Genomic DNA, 19,287 nt, shown 5'->3' with positions numbered 1-19,287 from the left:
AGCTCAATTAAGCGATCACATTAACGGGCTTTGATGGGTTACTTCGAGTTTCTCTAAAAAATCTGCTATTAACTTAGCAGGAATTATATTTTGAGAATTTATATTATCTTGCCTTGCATAACCGAAATAAGGCATTACTAAAATTATTCGATTTGCTACCGCTTTTTTTGCTGCATCTACTAGCAAGAACAGCTCAATTAAGCGATCACATTAACGGGCTTTGATGTGGATTGTACTATGATTACATCTTCATTATGAAATGATTCTTGAATTTCTACTTTTATTTCGGAATCATTGAAATAGATAATTTTTGGCTCAATATATTTAATGCTATAGCTAAACGAGATGCAAGTAACTTATTACTACTGCCTGCTAAGATCTTCATGGAGATAATGTTTTAAAGTGCTTGAGTCCTGTGGCTTGACCCATAGTACCGGACAGTTTTTTAAAAGATCTCGATGGTCATTCCCGCGAAAGCGGGAATCCAGTTAAAAATAATAATATTATTAGTATTTTTATTGTTTCCTAGATACCGTGGTCAAGCCACGGTATGACAGCAACTTTAAGAACGACTTTCTAATTTTTGTATTAGTGCCTCAAAGCCTTGATTTTTTAAAGTATCGGTAAACTCGTCTTGTTGAGCCCCAATAAGACTTACACCTTCCGTAATTATATCAGAAACTTTAAAAACATCTTTTCCGTTCCCTTTCATTTCACGTACAAGATATTCTACTTTAATAGGGTCTTGCTCTTTATTACTAACGATATTCATAGCAACCATAAAATCGGTCGAGCTTAAAGGACGAACTCCTACTATTTTAGGCTGTTCACCTTTATAATCTTTTATTAAATCAGTATAAGATTTAGTAACATATTTAGAGTAAACTTTGATGAATTCCTGAACCTGCCCACCTGATAAAGTTTTTATCCCATTTCTGCCTAATGTATATTTAGCCATCCAATCAAAATCTAGGTTTTGAGACATTAACTCACGTGCTTTAGCAATTTTTACTCGCTCAGATAGCTTACTATCGTTTAATATACTAGAAGCTTCATTTACTAAATTAGTAACGTAATCATTCAAACCAGCAGGCACTTTCTCGCTAGAATAAGCGGAAAACGTCATAACTAATAAAAATAAACCTGTAATAATTTTTTGCATATAAATCCTCGTTAATTTAATTAATTCTTGGGTTTAGGACATTTAAAATTTTCAGGATATTGAACCGATGCTTCACGAGCACGATGTAATGCTGATCTAATAGCCACATAAGGATCGGTAGAATTCTTCATCACATAATCACTAAACGGTAATACAACATATCGATCGTTTATTTTACTAACTGCTAGTACTCCTAAGTCAAAATCATTATGAGTGTAGTACATTAATGGATTAAGAGCATAATTAGTAATTACCGAATCCGTCATATCTCTTGCGTTAGTACTACCGATTATCGGCAATACTAAATAAGGACCTGGGGCAACTCCATAATGTGCGAGGGTACTACCGAAAGTTTGACGATCAGACGGCAAACCTACTTTACCTGCTACGTCAAATAAACCTCCTATGCCAAGCGTCATGTTAATGAGAAACCGCCAAACGCTTTTCATAGTTTTATCGTAATTTAACTGAAGCCCGTAATTTACCGCCGTAAGCGGTGTATCAACATTACTGACGAAACTATTAACACGTGCTTTTACGTAATCATTCGTGATATTCTTATAACCTATCGCTAAAGGACGCAATATTATATAATCTAGTACAGAATTAAATGCAAACACTTTACGGTTAAATTTTTCGTATGGATCGTAAACTTCTAAGCAACCGTTTTCATTTCTTCCACCATTATAGTTATATATGTCATTATCAACATATTCAAGATCAGCTCTTGCGAATAATGAGCATAGTATAATAGATAGTATAATTAAAATTCTCATTGATTTATGTTATTTTCTTACAAACAATAATACTATATTTATTGTTTTCCGCTAGTATTATTTCTTCCGAAGTTAATATAGTAAAATTATTTTTTTGTAAAATATTATTTATTTCATTCAAGTTAAAAATAAATTCTTTGCGTTTTACTGAGAATTGTGTCTTCGCGGCGTTCGGTAAACGAAGAGCAAAATACCCTTGTTCACTAAGAGATGAGTATATTAAATTAAAATATTCTATTAAATTGTTAGTAAACGATAATCCGCAAAAACTAAAAATAATATCAAATTTATTAGAGTTTTGTTTTAAAAATTCATCGATAGCAATATTATATATTTGATCGTAAATTTTAGTGTTCGGGTAATATGTTTCTTGTAAATCATTCATTAAAGTAGAAATTTCTACACCGGTTAAAGTAAAATTTTCCGGAAAACGTTTTTGTATTTCATAACCTACCAGCCCTATATTACTTCCAAGTTCCAAAATAGAATAATTATCCGGTAAATCAGATATCTGCTTGAGTGTATCATTAACAAACCTATACGGGAGATGGATATTTTTATCGTTATTAAAAATAGTAGGATAATATTGTGCAGTTAAATCACGATATTTCCCCCAAATTTCTTGAGGTATTTCAGTAATATCCTTATAATTTTTCAAAAAATTTATAAATATAGCTTTATATTTTTCATTAGATTTTTCTAAATATTCTATAGCTTGTCTGTAATTATTTTTTAAAAAATAAACCCATCCGAGTTGATAATATACTTTAGAATCATTAGGATTAAAAAATTTATCGACTAGTTTAAACCTAAGCAATGCATCATTTAAATTACCTCTATATAAATGATCAAGTCCAAGCTGATAATTAGTTTCGGCTAAATGAGAGAATTTATATTTACAATCACTTATATAATTTTTAAATTCTAAAATTTTATTCTTAATAAAATTCGGTATATTTATTATAGTTAAGCAATAATGTTTGATTTTGTCTTTTATTTTACCGAGCATAGTTTAATTACTAAATTAATATTACTTACTATAATAAAGCATATCTTGATAAATTTTTAAATAAAATAATTTTATTGCGATTAAAATTGCTATATTATTGCTTATTATTAATGTCATTCCCACGAAAGCGGGAATCTAGTATTTTAAGGCTTTTTAAAAGCTCGATTTATCTCGCTTTACTCTGAATTCCTGCTTTCGCAGGAATGACATCAAACTACCTCATTAATACGGACTCAAAATTATGTCAATTATTTCTACGAGACTAAATTCTATAAAGCCGTCGCCGACCCTTGCAGTCGTAAAAAAAACTCTTGAGCTTAAAAGACAAGGCGTTGATATTATTGCACTCGGTGCAGGTGAGCCTGATTTTGATACGCCTGATAATATCAAAGAAGCGGCAATCAAAGCTATAAAAGACAACTTTACAAAATATACTAACGTTGAGGGGATGCCGCTTTTAAAGCAAACAATAAAAGACAAATTCAAACGTGAAAATAACATAGATTACGAACTTGATGAAATAATAGTAAGCACCGGCGGTAAGCAAGTTATATATAATTTGTTTATGGCATCTTTGGACAAAGGGGATGAGGTAATTATTCCGGCACCTTACTGGGTTTCATATCCTGATATGGTTGCACTTAACACAGGAACACCTGTTTTTGTAAATTGCGGAATTGAAAATAATTTTAAATTAAGTGCGGAAGCTTTAGAGCGTCTAATTACGGATAAAACTAAATGGCTTATTATTAACTCACCTAGTAATCCAACAGGTGCAAGCTATAATTTTGAAGAACTAGAAAATATTGCTAAAGTTTTAAGAAAATATCCTCATGTGAACGTAATGTCCGATGACATTTACGAGCATATTACTTTTGATGATTTTAAATTTTATACATTAGCCCAAATAGCACCTGATTTAAAAGAGAGAATATTTACCGTAAACGGAGTATCTAAAGCTTATTCTATGACAGGTTGGCGTATAGGATACGGTGCAGGCTCTAAAGCTTTGATTAAAGCAATGACTATTATTCAGTCGCAAAGTACTTCAAACCCTTGTTCAATAAGTCAAATGGCTGCTATTGAAGCATTAAACGGTCCTCAAGGTTATATAAAGCCTAATGCTTTAAATTTTCAAAAAAAGCGTGATCTTGCTTTATCAATTTTGAAAAGAGTAAAATATTTTGAGTGTTATAAGCCGGAAGGAGCGTTTTACTTATTTGTTAAATGCGATAAAATATTTGGGCATAAAACTAAATCAGGAAAAATTATTGCAAATAGTAATAATTTTGCCGAATATTTACTTGAAGAAGCAAAAGTTGCCGTAGTACCCGGTATCGCTTTCGGCTTAGAAGGGTATTTCAGAATCTCTTACGCTACTTCTATGGAAGAGCTAGAAGAAGCTTGTATTAGGATTGAGAGAGCTTGTGATGCTTGAGTATGTCATTCCTGCTTAAGGCTTACGTGGATACCAAATCGTTATTGCGAGCAGCCGTAGGCTGCGTGGCAATCTCGTCAAATATTCTGAGATTGCTTCGTCAATTACTTCGTAATTTCCTCGCAATGACGGAAAAGCTAAAAAACCACCTAAACAAACAAAAAAACCATGCGGAAAGTTTTTAAAAAATTTTTAAAAAATAATAAATACGTACTTAGTATAATTACTATTTTACTATATTGGTATTTGCGTTTTGTTTATTTTACTTCAAGGCAGAAATTTATATTTTACGATAACAGCAATAAGGAAAAATTCCTAAACGAACAAGGAGTAATCTTTGCATTTTGGCATAATATGCTTGCCTTAAGTCCGGCTATGTTTATAGGACATAGAAATATCTATGCTTTAATATCACCGCATTTAGACGGGAAAATTTTAAACGATCTAGTAGGAAAATTCGGTTGCAGAGTGATAGTAGGTTCTACTAATAAAAATCCAATTGGAGCTTTACGTAATATTATAGGTAAGTTATCTCAAGGTGCAAATATAATAGTCACGCCGGACGGTCCTAAAGGACCGGTATATAAAGTAAATAGCGGCATTACCGAAATTGCCTATAGATATAACAAAAAACTTATTCCTATAGTCAGCTCCACTTCTAGATGTTTCAGATTAAAAAGTTGGGATAAATTAATAATACCCCTACCGTTTGGTACCATTAAAATCATAGTTGGCTCACCTTTAGAACTCACAAATGATAAAATACAAAACCATATAAGCCTTGAAAAACAACTAGCAAGCTTAACAGAGAGTTTAAAATGATGTTATTATATTATGCTCTAAGCTTTATATTATTACCTATTTATTTTATCATAATTCTTATACGTTTATTAATAGGTAAGGAAGATATAAGACGTATCCAAGAACGTTTTGCTATAGGTAAGTATCGACAAGACAACTCCTTCTTAATATGGATTCATGCAGCTAGCGTCGGCGAATCAATGGCAGCTTTAACTTTAATAAGTAATATAAGTAAACGCTATCCTGACATTCGTTTTTTAGTAACTTCTTGGACTAACAGCTCCGCTAAAATATTAACTGCCAAATTACCTAAAATAGCAGTTCACCAATTTTTACCGATAGATAATATTATTTTTACTCGAAAATTTTTAAAAAATTGGCAACCTAATTTAGGTATTTTTATAGAATCGGAATTATGGCCGTGTACTATTAATGAAGGAGCGAGGCAGTGTAAATTACTGCTAGTAAATGCTCGTATTTCCGATAAATCGTTTAAAGCTTGGCTAAAAAGAAAAAGCTTCTTTCAGCTTATCCTCAAAAATTTCAGTAAAATTATCGTGCAAAGCGAGCGTGACTTACAAAAATTCAATGAACTTGACGTATCGGATGCAGTTAATTTAGGTAATATTAAATTTGCCAACGAAAAACTTCCAGTTAATCAAGAAGAGTTATCAAAACTAAGTTTACATTTAGACAATAGGAGAATCGTGATATTTGCCAGCACTCACCCCGAAGATGAAGAGGTGATTTTGCCTATAATAAAAAACCTAAAAGAGCAGTTTTTAGATTGCTATATTATATTAATTCCAAGACATCCTGAGCGAATTAAATCAATTATCGATAATTGTAAGTCACATAATTTATCCGCTACCGCTAAATCGCAAAATGATTTACCTGTATTAAGCGACGATCTTTATATAGTTGATAGATTCGGTGAAATGGGATTGTTTTTTTCCGTAGCTACAATTTCTTTTATCGGCGGTTCTTTTAAACAAGGCGGGCATAATATTTTAGAAGCGGCATATTTCTCTAATTGTATTATATTCGGTCCCGATATGAGTAAAAACACCGATATCGCTAAAGGCGTACTGCAAAATGAAGCAGCTATCCAAATCAAAAACGGTGAAGATTTACTAACCAAACTAACATATCTACTTAGCCCTAATAATTCTCTAGAACTTAAAGCTTATCGTGAAAAAGCTTTAAAATTTGTTGAGAATAACCAAAAAATCCTAGATGAATATTTACAGGTAATTACGAAGTTTCTTTGATAGAATTTCACTAAGAATTTTTATTCCCCTAAAAGTTCTATAGTAAATTCGCGATCTATGTGGTCGATTTCTATAGTCCTGTTATTTTCTAGTATTTTTTTATGCAAATACTTGTAATATCCACTACTTACAGGCAAAGAACATAGTTTACCTTTATAAACGGTTAATGCAGGATACCATTGGTTATAAAAATTATAGGCGTGTTTGGCAACGATAACTTATTTAATTTTCCGTCTCTACCGTAATGTATCTTTAGAAAAGCAGGATCATCTTTGGACATTGATCCATCCGAATATTTTAAAACTAGAGAAAGTTCAAAAGTCCCTCCTACATCTTGAGTAGTATCAGGTAGGATCATACTTCTAAATTCCTTAATTTTAACTATACGCTCGTTATTTAATCTTAACATTAAGGAAGTTTCAATTATCTCTTCTAACGCAATACCACACTTATAACCGTCCTCTCTTTTAAATTCTTTTTGAACAACTTTACGTTTAGTAGGTTCAGAAAATATAAATTTTTCTTTACCGTCTCTGTTAAAATCACTTCCAGGACCTATAACTTCTATTTTGCCGGTTGTCACTTTATAAGCATTTGAAAGAGTTTTAGCACCGGTTTTTGCACTATCTACCAATTTTTTCCCGTATATTTTAGCCTTTCTCTTTTAGAGGTAGGAGTATTAGGAGGAGTTTGCTCCGAAGGATCTACAGGATTAGCTGCAATTGGTTGAGTTACAGTCGTAGTACCTCGAGGGGAAGGATGCTTTATTATATAGGTTGTCTTACTTTCAGGTTCAATGCCGAGAACTTTTATTTGTCCCGTTCCTATCTTATAGGCGTTTTCTATAATTTTGCTTCCTGTAACGGTAACTTTTACTGCTCCTTCTACTGCTTTATAACATGCATAACCGGCACATACTATAATAACTCCAAGCAGTTCGGCATCACTATCACTAGAATTAGCTTGTCTCCTACGATGCTCTTCGGCAGCATAAATCTCTGCTGCATATTGCTCTTTTGTCCGTGACATAAAACATTCTCCATTTAAACTAATAATAACGATTAATGTAAGACTTTCTATTATTAAGTCAATATAAATCTTTTATTATAAAGTAAAAAATCGAAAAATTATTTATTAATAGATAGCTGATTGTAGTTAGAGAGATATTATAAATACGAATTTAGAATAAGCACTTATCTAAATTCGCATTTATTGACTTTGAAAAGTAAATTTAACCCTGTGTGATGGCTGCTACTTCATCGGCGAAATTTTTTTCTTCGTGTTCTATACCTTCACCAAGTTCGTATCTAATAAATTTAGCGATTTTAATTTCTGCACCGAGTTCTTTTTCAGCATTTTTAATTACTTCCGCAACAGTAAGTTTAGGCTCAAATAAGAAATTTTGCTGAAGCAATACAACTTCAGAGAAGAATTTACGTATTCTACCTTCTACCATTTTTTCTATAATATTATCAGGCTTTCCTTCTTCTTTAGATTTCTCAAAAAATACTTTTCTCTCACGCTCTACGAGTGCTTGATCCAAGCTTGAATCATCTATACTTTGCGGGTTATTTCCTGCTACATGAACAGCAATTTGTTTAGCTAAAGCTTCTAGTTTTGCTTTATCTTTTGCGTTAGACGCAAGACCTACTAATACGGAAATTTTTCCTAGATTCGGTACAACTTCATTATGTACGTACGAACCGATTGCTCCTTCGGATATCTCTAATATATCCATACGACGTAATGTTAAATTTTCACCGATTGTAGCGATATTTTCTATAATCTCTTCTTCAACTGATTTACCGCTTTGCATTTTAGATGTTTTTAACGTATCTATATCTTTTGCAATTACTGCAAGATTCGCAATATTCTTAACTAAATCCTGGAACTGCTCATTTCTAGCAACAAAATCCGTTTCAGAATTTACTTCAACTACTACTCCAACAAGCCCATCAACTTTTGCAGCCGTTAAGCCTTCAGAAGCCATGCGACCGGCTTTCTTTGCAGCAGCAGCTAAACCTTTCTTACGAAGGAAATCAATAGCTTCTTCAAAATTACCGCTGGTTTCTATTAATGCTTTTTTGCAGTCCATCATACCTGCACCGGTTTTTTCTCTTAATTCTTTAACCGCTGCAGCACTTATATTTATTTCACTCATACCTTACTTTCTCCTTAATTATTATATTTGGCTTGGGGTGTGTAGATACCTAATCGTCTGAGCTATGGAAATTGCTCTTTATGTCATTCCCGCGAAAGCGGGAATCCAGTAAAACAGATGAAAATTTTTATCTTTTATTCTATCAAATTATGTAGCTTCTATATTTGGATCCCCGCCTACGCGGGGATGACATCGAGTAGGTTCTTCAATTCACACAACAACATTTATGCATTATCAGAATTTTTATTTTCATCGGCATCATTTAATGCTTGCTCAAATTCTGTATTTGTCTCTTCATCAATATTTTTCGTTTTAGAGAATTTTTTAGCTTGTTTTAATTTAGAAACATTTTTAGAAGTTAACGCCTTATCTGTATGCTCTTGCATAGCACCCATGTCAACTCCTGAAGCTTTCATTGATTCTTCAAGTCCTTGTAATGCCGCATCTGCAAATAAACTACAATAAAGTCTTATTGACCTTATAGAATCGTCATTACCCGGAATCGGATAATCTACATTATCAGGATTAGAATTAGTATCGACTACTGCAACTATAGGAACATTAAGCTTTACCGCTTCATTAATTGCGATATGCTCTTTATTAGTGTCAATAACTACTAGAAGATCAGGTTTAGAATTAAGATTTCTAATACCGGCAAGAGATAGAAGTAACTTATCTTTCTTACGGCTCATATCAAGTATCTCTTTCTTAGTATAACCCATAAGTGCTTCTTCATTTTCTAAGGTTTTTTCTAACTTATTTAGTTTTTCTATTGAACCCACAATAGTTTTCCAGTTAGTTAGCATACCGCCAAGCCATCTATGATTTACGTAATATTGTCCGCATTTTTCGGCATATTCCGCTATAATATCACTGGCCTGTATTTTAGTACTTACAAATAATATTTTACCGTCTTTTTTTACGGTTTCATATATTGTATTCAAAGCAACACTCATTAAAGCGGCACTTTGTCTTAAATCGATTATATGAACATCATCACGTTCACCATATATATAAGATGCCATTTTAGGATTCCAACGTGAGGTCTTATGACCGAAATGCACGCCTGCATCCAATAATTCTTTAATGTTAACAGATGGTATTTTTGACATTTTTAAATTCTCCTAATTGTTAGTTTATACCTCCGTAAGATATTGTGTATATTTGTCATCCCGTGGCTTGACCACGGGATCCAAAAACAACTTATTATCATATATTTACTGGATGCCGTGATCAAGGAACTAGAATGACAGCTCTATACATGAACTAACATATATCTTACGTGTGAATTTTTTGCTTAAGTTTTGAATAATCGTCATTGCGAGCAGCCGTAGGCTGCGTGGCAATCTCGTCAAATATCCTGAGACTGCTTCGTCAATTATTACATAATTTCCTCGCAATGATGTTCTACAATAAGCCTACAAACTATATACGTATATTGCATAATTTACAAGCTTTTATTCTTTTCGCCAAATAGTAGTACCGTCAGGTTTATCTTCTAGAATTATTTTTTCCTCTAATAACTGGTTACGAATTTGATCGGCTAATAACCAATTTTTTTGTTTTTTTGCTTCCAAACGCTTATTTACAAGCTCATTTATATAGAGTTCATCCACATTGCTATTAAACCACTCATGGGGAGTCTTATTCATTAAACCAATAAAATTAGCACAAGTAATAATAGCAGAGGCGTTAAGCTGCCTTTCTTCTTCAGTTTTAGAAATAAAAACACCTTTAGCATAGTCATTAATTATTTTAACGGCAAGCGGCGTATTCATGTCATCAAGTAAGCTTTGCATGAAATTGTGAGATAAATCTATTTTTTGTACATTAATATTTTCTATGGCTCTATACCAATAATCTAAAGTCTTTTTAGCATCTTCTATAGCTTTATCATTATAATCAAGTGGACGTCTATAATGGCTACTTAATAAGAATAATCTTACTACCTCTCCTGAAATTTCTTTATCCATTAAATCCCTTACGGTAATAAAATTACCAAGAGATTTACTCATTTTCTCACCGTTCACCGTTAGAAAGCCATTATGTACCCAATATTTAGCATAGGTAGAATCCGGAAAAGCACATCTACTTTGTGCAATTTCATTAGTATGATGCGGGAAGATTAAATCTGCTCCGCCACCGTGAATATCAAAATTCTCACCTAAATATTTGTAGCTCATGGCTGAACATTCAATATGCCATCCAGGGCGACCAAGCCCCCAAGGACTTTCAAAATTCATATTTGCGGATTCATTCGGCTTTGCCGGTTTCCATAATACAAAATCCTGTGGATGCTTTTTGGTTTTGCTGTTTTCTATACGCACTCCCTCAAACATTTCTTCTAAATTTCGGTTAGATAATTCCGTATAATTTGGAGCTGATAAAACATCAAAATAAACATGATTATCCGCAATATATGCATGATCTTTTGCTATTAAGCGTTCTATTATTTCGATCATTACATCAATATGCTCTGTAGCTTTCGGCTCAATACTCGGTAGCATGCAACCTAAATATGCCATATTTGTATGAAACTCTTGTGTAACTTTATCAGTCAACTCATTAATAGTAATGCCAAGTAGTTCAGCTCTATCAATAATTTTATCGTCAACATCGGTAATATTGCGTACATATTTTACTGCTCTACTGCCGAATATTTTTATAACTATACGATAAAGTAAATCATATACTACTACCGACCTACTATTGCCTATATGAGGATTATCATAAACAGTCGGTCCACATACATACATTTTTACGTTAGCTTGATCTTGAGGATTAAAAACCTCTTTAGTACGGCTAAAAGTGTTATATAAGTGAAATTGAATTTGCATATTTTATTTACCGAAAATTGAGATGCCATTAGTATGTGATGTATTAAGCACATTTTGGTTAAAAAATCTATTAGTTAACAAAAATTAGTAATTAATAATTTACATAAATTAATAAACATTATATAATCCGCCTCGTTTATATTTAAAAAAATAATAACTGATCGAGGTTTGAATGAACTTACAAAATTCCCACTCAAAAAAATATGTTTTAACTTTTTTCATGTCAACATGTTTGTTGACTAGTAGCTTTTTAAGTACAAGTGCTAGAGCGGCAAGCTTTAAAGATTTATTTAGTAAAACCCCGACATGGGAAAAGCACAATTTACAACAGCAACAAAATATTTGGAAAGATTTTACTCCAAATGAAAAAATCAAAAAATGGCAAGAAGCAAACTTAGTTCCTAGTTTTACTCAAGCACAAGATGATCTAGGAATAAAGTATAAGGAAACAGATTTATTAGGTTTTTTAGGTAAAACTAGATATAAAGCAAGACAAGCAAGAGCTGAAATTTTATTATACATCGAAAGAGTAAAACAACAGAATTTTGATACAAAAAAACAAGAATATATTAATCGAGGTGTAGCTCCTACAGATATAGAAGTAGCAAAAAATTTTGAAATAATTTATGACCCTAAAAAAACAGACAAAAATATAGAAAAAGATCAAAAGGTACGTCGTGCAGAAAAAAACAAAAAAGCGATAATCGATCTATATATCAGCTCAATAAACAGAGATATTAAATACAAACATTATGTTAATAATAATAATATCCCTGAAATGAAAGAAGTAAAGACTGCTCTTAACATGAATAAAGATGATGCAGAATCTTTTATTGTATCAATAAGAACTGAAATTATGGAAAACGCAAAGAGACAATATATAGCGGATAACCTTATTCCTACAGAAAAAGAGTTAAAAACTAGGTTTGGTATATCTCTTGATGATAATAGATATGGCTATTATATTAAGTCAATAAGACTTAAAGTTATGGACAAAGAAAAGCCACAATATATAGCTGCTAATAATATTCCTACAGAAAAAGAGCTAGAGCAGAAATTTGGTGCTGATAAAGGTGAGGCAAGAAACTATATCGCATCAATAGCAACTCAGAAGATGCTTAATAAAAAAGCATTTTATATAAATAATAATATTATCCCTACAGTTGAAGAATTAAAGGAAGAATTTAAGATAGGGACAGTAAAAGCAAATTCTTATATACAGCAAATAACAGCCGGAATAAATGCAAACCAGCTTTTAAATAACAATGATACTACTAAACCGTCTGTCGGAGGCTCACAAAAAAAGAGCGGGACCAAAAGTGATAATTGGTATATATCAAATCAAGGTACAAATACTACAGGAACATCTTCGGGAGTTCCCACGGGTAGAAAAGAGAAACAACCATATTCTTTTGATCCTATAAGTACTTTTAAAACTTACTTTAATACTAAAGAAAGTAAGGGTAATTTAACACAGTCTCAACACAATATAAATAGAATAATACAACAAGAAGAAAATATTGAAGAATTTAAAAATCTTATTAAAACAGATCCTATAGCAGCATTAAATCTTAAAGTAGATAGTAGTTATAAAAAAAAAGCAGTAACTACTATATTAAGTGATTTTAATGATGATACTATTCAAAGGGTATTATTTAGCAACGATAGGGGACAATTAGATTTCAATACCAATATTGATGTTAAAAATAGACCTATTCTAAAAGAATTATTAGAAAATAGTTCTTCTGAAGAAAAAACTAAATTTGCTGAAAGAATTAAAGACTATGCGACGCGAAATATATCTAATAATCAATTTAAAGAAAAGGCACGATTAGATCTTATCAAACTAGCAGCAAGTAAAGATAAGAGTTCAGTAGAAAAATTTTTAGCTCTGCAATTAGAGTTAAAAAATAAAATGCAATCACATATTGTAAAAAGCGAATATATTTTAACACCGGAAATAGTAGCAGAAATAAATATAGAACTAAAAAATAAAGGACTAATAATAGATAGTTTAACTAAAGACGATATGATTAAACTAGCCAAAGAAGTAAATAAACAAACATTAAATTCTGTAATTAAAGTAATATTATCCGATAATAACGCACTAAGCAATGAAACCAATAAAATTTTAGGATTAGCAGTAGGTAATAATGCAAATAATTTAGAACAAACACAAAGCGGCATTCCGAATCCACCACCTCTACCACTAAATGGTGGTATTCCAAATCCGCCACCTCTACCGCTAAATGGGAGTATGCCACCACCACCTCCTCCCTTAAATTCTCAAGGCTTTATTAGCAACTCTAACAATTTTGATTTAAATAAGTTACAAACAGAATATCCTCACATACATTTATTATATACTCAGTTTACTCGTAATACTACTGTTCAACCAAAAGTACCACTTCAACCTACAGCTTCTAGTGCAACCAGCATAGAAAGAAGCGAGCCAGAGACAGCTTATGCCAAACTATATGTAGAATATAGAGCTGAGACTAATTTAGATATTAAAACCAAAAAAACTAGCGAGAAAGCTAATGATTTACAAAGCCAAATAATAAAAAGAAAAGATGACATTACAAATGTTATACGTCAAATATTAACAGAATCATACGCCAACCAAGGAGCTGACAAGAAAACTCTTATAAATTTATTTAGTATTACAAATCCTGAAGTCGAAGAAAAAGCTAAAGAAATTTTTAAGGAGCTTGTTCAAGACCCATATATGCAAGATATAATTGTAAATGGTAAGAAAGCAATAACAAGCGAAGATATAATTAAAGATCTTTTCAATGAAGACCCTGATGATGCAGCAGTACGTATCGTATTATCATCATGTAAAATATCTGAAGATATAAAGAAACCTATTAAACATGAATTAAATCAATTAAAATTGATTAAAGAAATTGATAACGAATCTACTCCATTCAAACAATTAGAAGCTGCTTATAAGAAGACGAGCATGCTTGATCAAGATATATTTGCCAATAGAGTCGAAGAGTTAATCAACAACCCTAATATATTAACTATAGCACAACAAACTACTTTTTTAATAACAGAAGATACAAACTTAAGAAAAACAATTAATTCTGATCAAGCACAGGCTAAACTTGATGATTTAAGAACAGCTATTTTAAGCACAATAAAATTTGAAGAATTAATTACAGCAAATTTACCTAAAAATGAGTTTTTTGCTATAATAAAGGAAAAAGAACCTGAATTATTAAAAGAGTTTTTAAAAGCTACTACTATCAAACTAGAAGGTAATAATAATTTAGATCAATTAAGATTAGTTTTGCCTTCATTTACAGATATGAGCAATGAACAAGTAAGAATTCTTTCTAGTAAATTAAATATGACTACAATATTAAAAGCTCTTAAAGAGTACTCGCAAGAAAAAGCTAAAAAACACATCCATACCGGAAACATGCCACCACCACCGCCACCGCCTGCTTCAAAAGATTCGGAATTAGCTTATCTAACAAGTTTAGGGATTACTAAAGATTGGATAAGTAGAATTACTAAATTAAATGCAAATACATCTACATCTATTTTTAAAACAACTCCAAAAATTTATAACTTTAGCTCAGATATAGCTGTAAGATATAAAGAATTTGCTTTATCAGGACAAAAATCAGCAGGACATAAAGCAAAATACTCTGATGCCGATTTGTTTAAAAAAGCTATAGTGGAATCAGTAGCATTTGAGCATTCAAAAAATTTATCTAAAGTTCATCAAAATAGTAAGTATTTTGCAAAAATCCAAGAAGCAGTCGACACTATGCACTCTAGCTTTATAGGTCCTAGAACTGAAATAGGACAAAAAATACATAATATTTATACTTCTAAACTTTTGGAATTAACAAAAGATAAAGAATTTATTAAATATGTTGAAGATAATATTATACTTAGCAAAAAATTAACGGAGGCGTTTACTTCAGCTGACTCTGATTCTATAGATCCTAGAACTAGAATAGGACAAGAAGTACATAATATTTATACACAGCAATTGACAAAATATCCAGAAGAAGAGGTAAAAGAGGCATTTAATACTGCTAACTCTGATTTTATAGGTCCTAGAACTGAAATAGGACAAGAAGTACATAATATTTATAAATCCAAACTTTTAGAATTAGCAAAAGATAAAGAATTGTTTCTATTTGTTGAACAATTACTAGCAGAATCTACTGAACTAGAACAAAAATACGGTAGTGATGTTCAACCGGAAAATAGTAACAACGAAAAGAAAGTAGGACGTTTAGATATGAAACAATTCCAATCATTATTCCAGCAAGGAAACGAAGCGACAAATGACGAATCCTCAACAAAGGATGATACACAACCTGAAGATAGTAATAAAAAGTCAGAGAAATCCGATTCAGAAACCGCTTTATCACCGAGGTTATTGAGTTCTAACGATAGCAAAAATGATAAATCATCAGATAATAAAAAATCACTTCTAGCCTTAAGATCTAGTGATGAAGAAGATAAAGGATATGAAACTGAGGAAGAATTAGAAGAAAGCAATAATACAACTGAAGAAGAATCAAAAAAAGATATAGCTTTAGAAAGCGAAGACGAAGCTATCGATGTGTCCTTCAAAACTGAAGCCATCGCAGAACAAGATAAAGCGACACAGAGACAACAGGTATCTGCCGAAGCGACACAGAGACAACAGGTATCTGCCGAAACTAATAACAAAGTAGCAGTATTAGAGGTGGTAGATAGAACGATTTCAGTTACTAATAAACATATTTATAGTAATATTTTTAATAACAGACTTGATATTGCTCCTATAGTTGCCGCTGGTGATGAAGAAGCTAGTATAAACAGAGGGGTATGGATTAGTGGCTTATACGGCATTAACAAACAAGGAACTTGGAAGAATATTCCAAAATATCAAGGTCGTACCACCGGCGTAACTATCGGAGCTGATACTGAATTCATTAATAGTCATGATGTTATAGGAATAGCTTATAGCCATTTAGAATCCCAAATTAAATATAATAAAAAACTAGGAAAAACAGCTGTTAACGGTCATCTTTTAAGTATTTACGGTCTAAAAGAACTAATTAAAGGTTTCTCATTGCAGGCTATAACATCTTACGGTCATAATTATATTAAGAATAAATCTAAAAGTATTAATAATATAATTGGAAAATATCAAAACAATAATTTAAGTTTTCAAACCTTATTAAATTATAAATATCGTACAAAATATGATTTACATTTTATTCCTAATATCGGTTTTAAATATGATTATTCCAGAGCTAGCAACTATAAAGAATATAATGTAGATATAGAAAATTTGATAATTCAAAAGAAATCAAATCAATCAGTTGAAAGTAGTATTGGCGGTAAAATAGTGTTTAAGCCTATAGCGACCGTAAATAATATAGTATTAACACCAAGTTTGTACGGTAATATTGAGCATCACTTCAATAATAAAAATACAAAAGTTAATGCAAAAGCGACTTTTAAAGGACAAACATTACAAGAAACAATTATTATACCAAAACAACCTAAGCTTGGATATAATGTTGGTAGTAATATACTTATGAGTAGAAAGAATATAAATGTTCTACTTGAGTATAACTATTACACACATAGAAAATATCAAAGCCATCAAGGGCTTATTAAACTAAAAGTCAATTTGTAAAAATAAATAGAGGATAGGTTTCTCCTAAGAGCTTATCCTTTCTTAATAAACAAGCTTATTAACCAAACTGCCAAATAGAATATCGGCGTACTAAATACGGTAAAAAATAGTTTAAATGAATAGCTATTAAGTACAAGCTGACCTAATTGGTCAAAAGGAAAAATATTAAATAAGCTCATAATCCCAATTACAATAAAAGTATCAATAAATAAAGAAATTGCCGTACTAAAATTATTTCTTATCCATAAATATTTACCTTTAGTAATTTTACGTATCCATAAATAGATATTAATATCAACAAGTTGAGCTATATAACAGGCAAAAGTTGATGCTAAAAAAGATATATGGTATGAACCAAAGACTTTATGAAAAGTTATGTTGTCAACATTAGACCAATTAGTAGCTTCCAATTTATCCATGAGACTTATTATTAAAACTACTATTATATTAAAAATAATAGCAAGTTTTACACAAAAATTGGCTCTTTCTTTACCGTAAAACTCAGCTATTAAATCCGTTAATAAAAAAGTTAACGGGTAAAAAATTGCTCCTATAGATAATTCAAGAATATAAAAATTAAAAATATTAAGGTAAACAAATTTTTGATATATTAAGTTTCCTACTATAATAAGGACTGTAAAAAACGTACATAAAATGATATAAATTTTTTCTTTTATATTAAATTCTATAGACATTTCTAAAATTATTTTGTGAATTATTGTCATGCGGCTTTGTTGCATGGCCCGATTTTTTCGTCATTGCGAGAAGAAATTGTAAGTTTCAACGAAGCAATCCAGTAAAAAATTCTGTAAATCAGAATTTTTTTAATTATTTTTTTGGATTGCCACGTCGCTTTGCTCCTCGCAAGGTGTTGTTGCGTGGATCAGTTTTACCTCTGTCATCCCGTGGCTTGACCACAGGATCTAGTTAAAAATACTAAAATTATTAGTATTTTTTATTGTATTTATGGACCCCGTGGTCAAGCGAACTAGGTGACACAGTAGGTTTTACCGGTCTACACAACAATGTCAACAAAGATAGACAATGACAAGTATGAGAGATATTACTAAGATAAAGCTGTAACTATTTAGCTATAGGTAAACTATTTTCTGCTTGATTTTCTTCAATTTCATTAATTTTAGAAACTAAATCTGATTTCTTTTTTGAGGAAAGATTAGCAAGTACTATTGCATTTATTAAAAATAATGTTGTAAGTATTATAGTGCTTTTAGTAAGAAAATTACCGACTGTTTTAGCACTGACTACTCCCATATTATTACCACCGCTTATACTACTAATTCCATCCGATCCGCTACGCTGCATCAGAATAACTATAATTAGCAATATTGCAATAGTAATATGTACAAAAAGGAGGATGTCTATCATATAATAAAATAATCATTACCGTATTTTAAATGTAAATCATACATTAGTTTTATATTATTTGCAACTTAGCTTTATAAAATAAACGTAATACTATAATAGTATTTGACAGAAACTAGACTAAAATCAGCATATGAGTTTTTCAAGAAAGGTTAAAAATTCACAAAGCTTAGGATGTATAGTGGTGCTACTAGGGGGAATTGAACCCCCGACCTCTTCATTACCAATGAAGTGCTCTACCCCTGAGCTATAGTAGCAAGACTATATGAAAGAAAATTAAATTATTTATATTTTTAGATATTTTAAACAAACTAATAAGATTTTTGCGGTAATAACTGTGCCTATTTCAAAAAATTTGATAATTTGTAGCTAAAAAGAGCAAAAATAGATTAATTTAATTTTCTTTCATATAGTCTAGAATTTTATTTCAAACTCTTTTTGCCACATATTTGCTATTAAATCAAGAAGAATTTTAGAAATTCGTTTACTATTTACAAAAAAGCTCTTATTCTAGCTTTTCATTCGCTCCACCTATATGTACTTCATCAGAAAGATGCTACTGTAGCTTCATTAGCATACATCCCAAATTCTTTCTGCAAATAATCACTTAGAATCTTTAGGTTTTTTCTTTGGTTTGGCATGCTAATATCATTTTATTATCTTGTACTAACTTTTGTAATTGGGCTATCTCTTTTGCAGAAGCAGGCCTCATTTCTAAAGAACCGCTTTCTTCTTGCCGTAGTCGGTCGGTCGTTACAGTCGTAGTAACTCTATGACACGTACCGAA

17 protein-coding genes, 1 tRNA gene and 1 pseudogene are annotated in these 19,287 nt (G+C 31.3%); 4 read left to right on the top strand and 15 right to left on the bottom strand.

Annotation, left to right across the window (positions count from 1 at the left end; translation table 11 throughout):
• Window positions 1–15 precede the first annotated feature (15 nt).
• From BN1174_RS12300 to BN1174_RS04565, 5 genes are all read right to left on the bottom strand, one after another.
• Window positions 16–198: a ribose-phosphate pyrophosphokinase-like domain-containing protein gene (locus BN1174_RS12300; protein ID WP_408005891.1), complete on the bottom strand. Its 183-nt coding sequence runs from the start codon at window positions 196–198 to the stop codon at window positions 16–18.
• Entirely contained in the window at window positions 198–284 is an 87-nt protein-coding gene (locus BN1174_RS12295; protein ID WP_269379106.1) for a hypothetical protein, read from the bottom strand. Before BN1174_RS12295 ends, BN1174_RS12300 begins: the two co-directional genes overlap by 1 nt.
• Window positions 285–562: 278 nt before the next feature.
• Window positions 563–1,162: an MlaC/ttg2D family ABC transporter substrate-binding protein gene (locus tag BN1174_RS04575; protein ID WP_011270432.1), complete on the bottom strand. Its 600-nt coding sequence runs from the start codon at window positions 1,160–1,162 to the stop codon at window positions 563–565.
• A gap of 20 nt (window positions 1,163–1,182) precedes the next feature.
• A complete protein-coding gene (locus BN1174_RS04570; protein ID WP_040256859.1) occupies window positions 1,183–1,938 on the bottom strand; it encodes an MlaA family lipoprotein in 756 nt (251 codons plus the stop codon).
• A 4-nt stretch (window positions 1,939–1,942) separates the two neighbouring features.
• Window positions 1,943–2,947 carry a methyltransferase domain-containing protein gene (locus BN1174_RS04565; protein ID WP_040256858.1) on the bottom strand — a complete coding sequence of 335 codons (1,005 nt, stop codon included), beginning with the start codon at window positions 2,945–2,947 and terminating at the stop codon, window positions 1,943–1,945.
• A gap of 241 nt (window positions 2,948–3,188) precedes the next feature.
• Here BN1174_RS04565 and BN1174_RS04560 point away from each other — a divergent pair, with 241 nt between their 5' ends.
• The 3 genes from BN1174_RS04560 to waaA all read left to right on the top strand — a co-directional run bounded on the left by BN1174_RS04560 (window position 3,189) and on the right by waaA (window position 6,457).
• Window positions 3,189–4,385 (top strand): pyridoxal phosphate-dependent aminotransferase, encoded by a 1,197-nt coding sequence (locus BN1174_RS04560; protein ID WP_040256856.1) that lies wholly within the window; start codon window positions 3,189–3,191, stop codon window positions 4,383–4,385.
• 168 nt (window positions 4,386–4,553) lie between these two features.
• Window positions 4,554–5,207 carry a lysophospholipid acyltransferase family protein gene (locus BN1174_RS04555; protein WP_040256854.1) on the top strand — a complete coding sequence of 218 codons (654 nt, stop codon included), beginning with the start codon at window positions 4,554–4,556 and terminating at the stop codon, window positions 5,205–5,207.
• Window positions 5,204–6,457 carry a lipid IV(A) 3-deoxy-D-manno-octulosonic acid transferase gene (gene waaA / locus BN1174_RS04550; protein ID WP_040256853.1) on the top strand — a complete coding sequence of 418 codons (1,254 nt, stop codon included), beginning with the start codon at window positions 5,204–5,206 and terminating at the stop codon, window positions 6,455–6,457. The genes BN1174_RS04555 and waaA overlap by 4 nt, the downstream gene beginning before the upstream one ends.
• 163 nt (window positions 6,458–6,620) lie before the next feature.
• Here waaA and BN1174_RS04545 read toward each other — a convergent pair whose 3' ends face one another.
• From BN1174_RS04545 to cysS, 6 genes are all read right to left on the bottom strand, one after another.
• Complete coding sequence (locus BN1174_RS04545) at window positions 6,621–7,091, bottom strand: hypothetical protein (RefSeq protein ID WP_231555801.1); 471 nt, start codon at window positions 7,089–7,091, stop codon at window positions 6,621–6,623.
• A complete protein-coding gene (locus BN1174_RS04540) occupies window positions 7,085–7,486 on the bottom strand; it encodes a hypothetical protein (RefSeq protein ID WP_040256851.1) in 402 nt (133 codons plus the stop codon). The genes BN1174_RS04545 and BN1174_RS04540 overlap by 7 nt, the downstream gene beginning before the upstream one ends.
• A gap of 202 nt (window positions 7,487–7,688) precedes the next feature.
• Window positions 7,689–8,618 carry a translation elongation factor Ts gene (gene tsf / locus BN1174_RS04535; RefSeq protein WP_040256849.1) on the bottom strand — a complete coding sequence of 310 codons (930 nt, stop codon included), beginning with the start codon at window positions 8,616–8,618 and terminating at the stop codon, window positions 7,689–7,691.
• A 224-nt stretch (window positions 8,619–8,842) separates the two neighbouring features.
• The gene (gene rpsB, locus BN1174_RS04530; RefSeq protein ID WP_040256847.1) at window positions 8,843–9,730 is read right to left on the bottom strand and encodes a 30S ribosomal protein S2; all 888 of its coding nucleotides are present in this window, start codon (window positions 9,728–9,730) and stop codon (window positions 8,843–8,845) included.
• A 129-nt stretch (window positions 9,731–9,859) separates the two neighbouring features.
• Window positions 9,860–10,018: a hypothetical protein gene (locus tag BN1174_RS09965; RefSeq protein WP_156138488.1), complete on the bottom strand. Its 159-nt coding sequence runs from the start codon at window positions 10,016–10,018 to the stop codon at window positions 9,860–9,862.
• A 57-nt stretch (window positions 10,019–10,075) separates the two neighbouring features.
• A complete protein-coding gene (gene cysS / locus BN1174_RS04525; protein WP_040256845.1) occupies window positions 10,076–11,455 on the bottom strand; it encodes a cysteine--tRNA ligase in 1,380 nt (459 codons plus the stop codon).
• Window positions 11,456–11,627: 172 nt separating this feature from the next.
• On the opposite strand from cysS, the gene BN1174_RS04520 reads away from it, so the two are divergent.
• Entirely contained in the window at window positions 11,628–17,117 is a 5,490-nt protein-coding gene (locus BN1174_RS04520; RefSeq protein ID WP_197062044.1) for a surface cell antigen Sca2, read from the top strand.
• Between the two features lie 32 nt (window positions 17,118–17,149).
• Here the strand turns inward: BN1174_RS04520 and BN1174_RS04515 are convergent, their stop codons facing one another.
• The 4 genes and pseudogenes from BN1174_RS04515 to BN1174_RS11740 all read right to left on the bottom strand — a co-directional run bounded on the left by BN1174_RS04515 (window position 17,150) and on the right by BN1174_RS11740 (window position 19,212).
• Window positions 17,150–17,812: a queuosine precursor transporter gene (locus BN1174_RS04515; protein WP_040258027.1), complete on the bottom strand. Its 663-nt coding sequence runs from the start codon at window positions 17,810–17,812 to the stop codon at window positions 17,150–17,152.
• Window positions 17,813–18,200: 388 nt separating this feature from the next.
• Complete coding sequence (gene secG, locus BN1174_RS04510) at window positions 18,201–18,503, bottom strand: preprotein translocase subunit SecG (protein ID WP_004996773.1); 303 nt, start codon at window positions 18,501–18,503, stop codon at window positions 18,201–18,203.
• Between the two features lie 179 nt (window positions 18,504–18,682).
• Window positions 18,683–18,757 (bottom strand) — tRNA-Thr (locus tag BN1174_RS04505).
• Between the two features lie 248 nt (window positions 18,758–19,005).
• A pseudogene (locus tag BN1174_RS11740) lies at window positions 19,006–19,212 on the bottom strand (hypothetical protein).
• Between the last annotated feature and the right edge of the window lie 75 nt (window positions 19,213–19,287).

The organism is Rickettsia hoogstraalii, assembly GCF_000825685.1.
GTDB classification, from domain to species: Bacteria; Pseudomonadota; Alphaproteobacteria; order Rickettsiales; family Rickettsiaceae; genus Rickettsia; species Rickettsia hoogstraalii.
The sequence above is the reverse complement of the archived record's forward strand: the minus strand, read 5'-3'. Positions and strand labels throughout refer to the sequence as shown.

Bases quoted from the DNA above. Each gene is read 5' to 3' on its own strand.
- BN1174_RS04575 (WP_011270432.1), bottom strand. From the start codon at position 1,162: ATGCAAAAAATTATTACAGGTTTATTTTTATTAGTTATGACGTTTTCC.
- BN1174_RS04570 (WP_040256859.1), bottom strand. From the start codon at position 1,938: ATGAGAATTTTAATTATACTATCTATTATACTATGCTCATTATTCGCA.
- BN1174_RS04565 (WP_040256858.1), bottom strand. From the start codon at position 2,947: ATGCTCGGTAAAATAAAAGACAAAATCAAACATTATTGCTTAACTATA.
- BN1174_RS04560 (WP_040256856.1), top strand. From the start codon at position 3,189: ATGTCAATTATTTCTACGAGACTAAATTCTATAAAGCCGTCGCCGACC.
- BN1174_RS04555 (WP_040256854.1), top strand. From the start codon at position 4,554: ATGCGGAAAGTTTTTAAAAAATTTTTAAAAAATAATAAATACGTACTT.
- waaA (WP_040256853.1), top strand. From the start codon at position 5,204: ATGATGTTATTATATTATGCTCTAAGCTTTATATTATTACCTATTTAT.
- BN1174_RS04540 (WP_040256851.1), bottom strand. From the start codon at position 7,486: ATGTCACGGACAAAAGAGCAATATGCAGCAGAGATTTATGCTGCCGAA.
- tsf (WP_040256849.1), bottom strand. From the start codon at position 8,618: ATGAGTGAAATAAATATAAGTGCTGCAGCGGTTAAAGAATTAAGAGAA.
- rpsB (WP_040256847.1), bottom strand. From the start codon at position 9,730: ATGTCAAAAATACCATCTGTTAACATTAAAGAATTATTGGATGCAGGC.
- cysS (WP_040256845.1), bottom strand. From the start codon at position 11,455: ATGCAAATTCAATTTCACTTATATAACACTTTTAGCCGTACTAAAGAG.
- BN1174_RS04520 (WP_197062044.1), top strand. From the start codon at position 11,628: ATGAACTTACAAAATTCCCACTCAAAAAAATATGTTTTAACTTTTTTC.
- BN1174_RS04515 (WP_040258027.1), bottom strand. From the start codon at position 17,812: ATGTCTATAGAATTTAATATAAAAGAAAAAATTTATATCATTTTATGT.
- secG (WP_004996773.1), bottom strand. From the start codon at position 18,503: ATGATAGACATCCTCCTTTTTGTACATATTACTATTGCAATATTGCTA.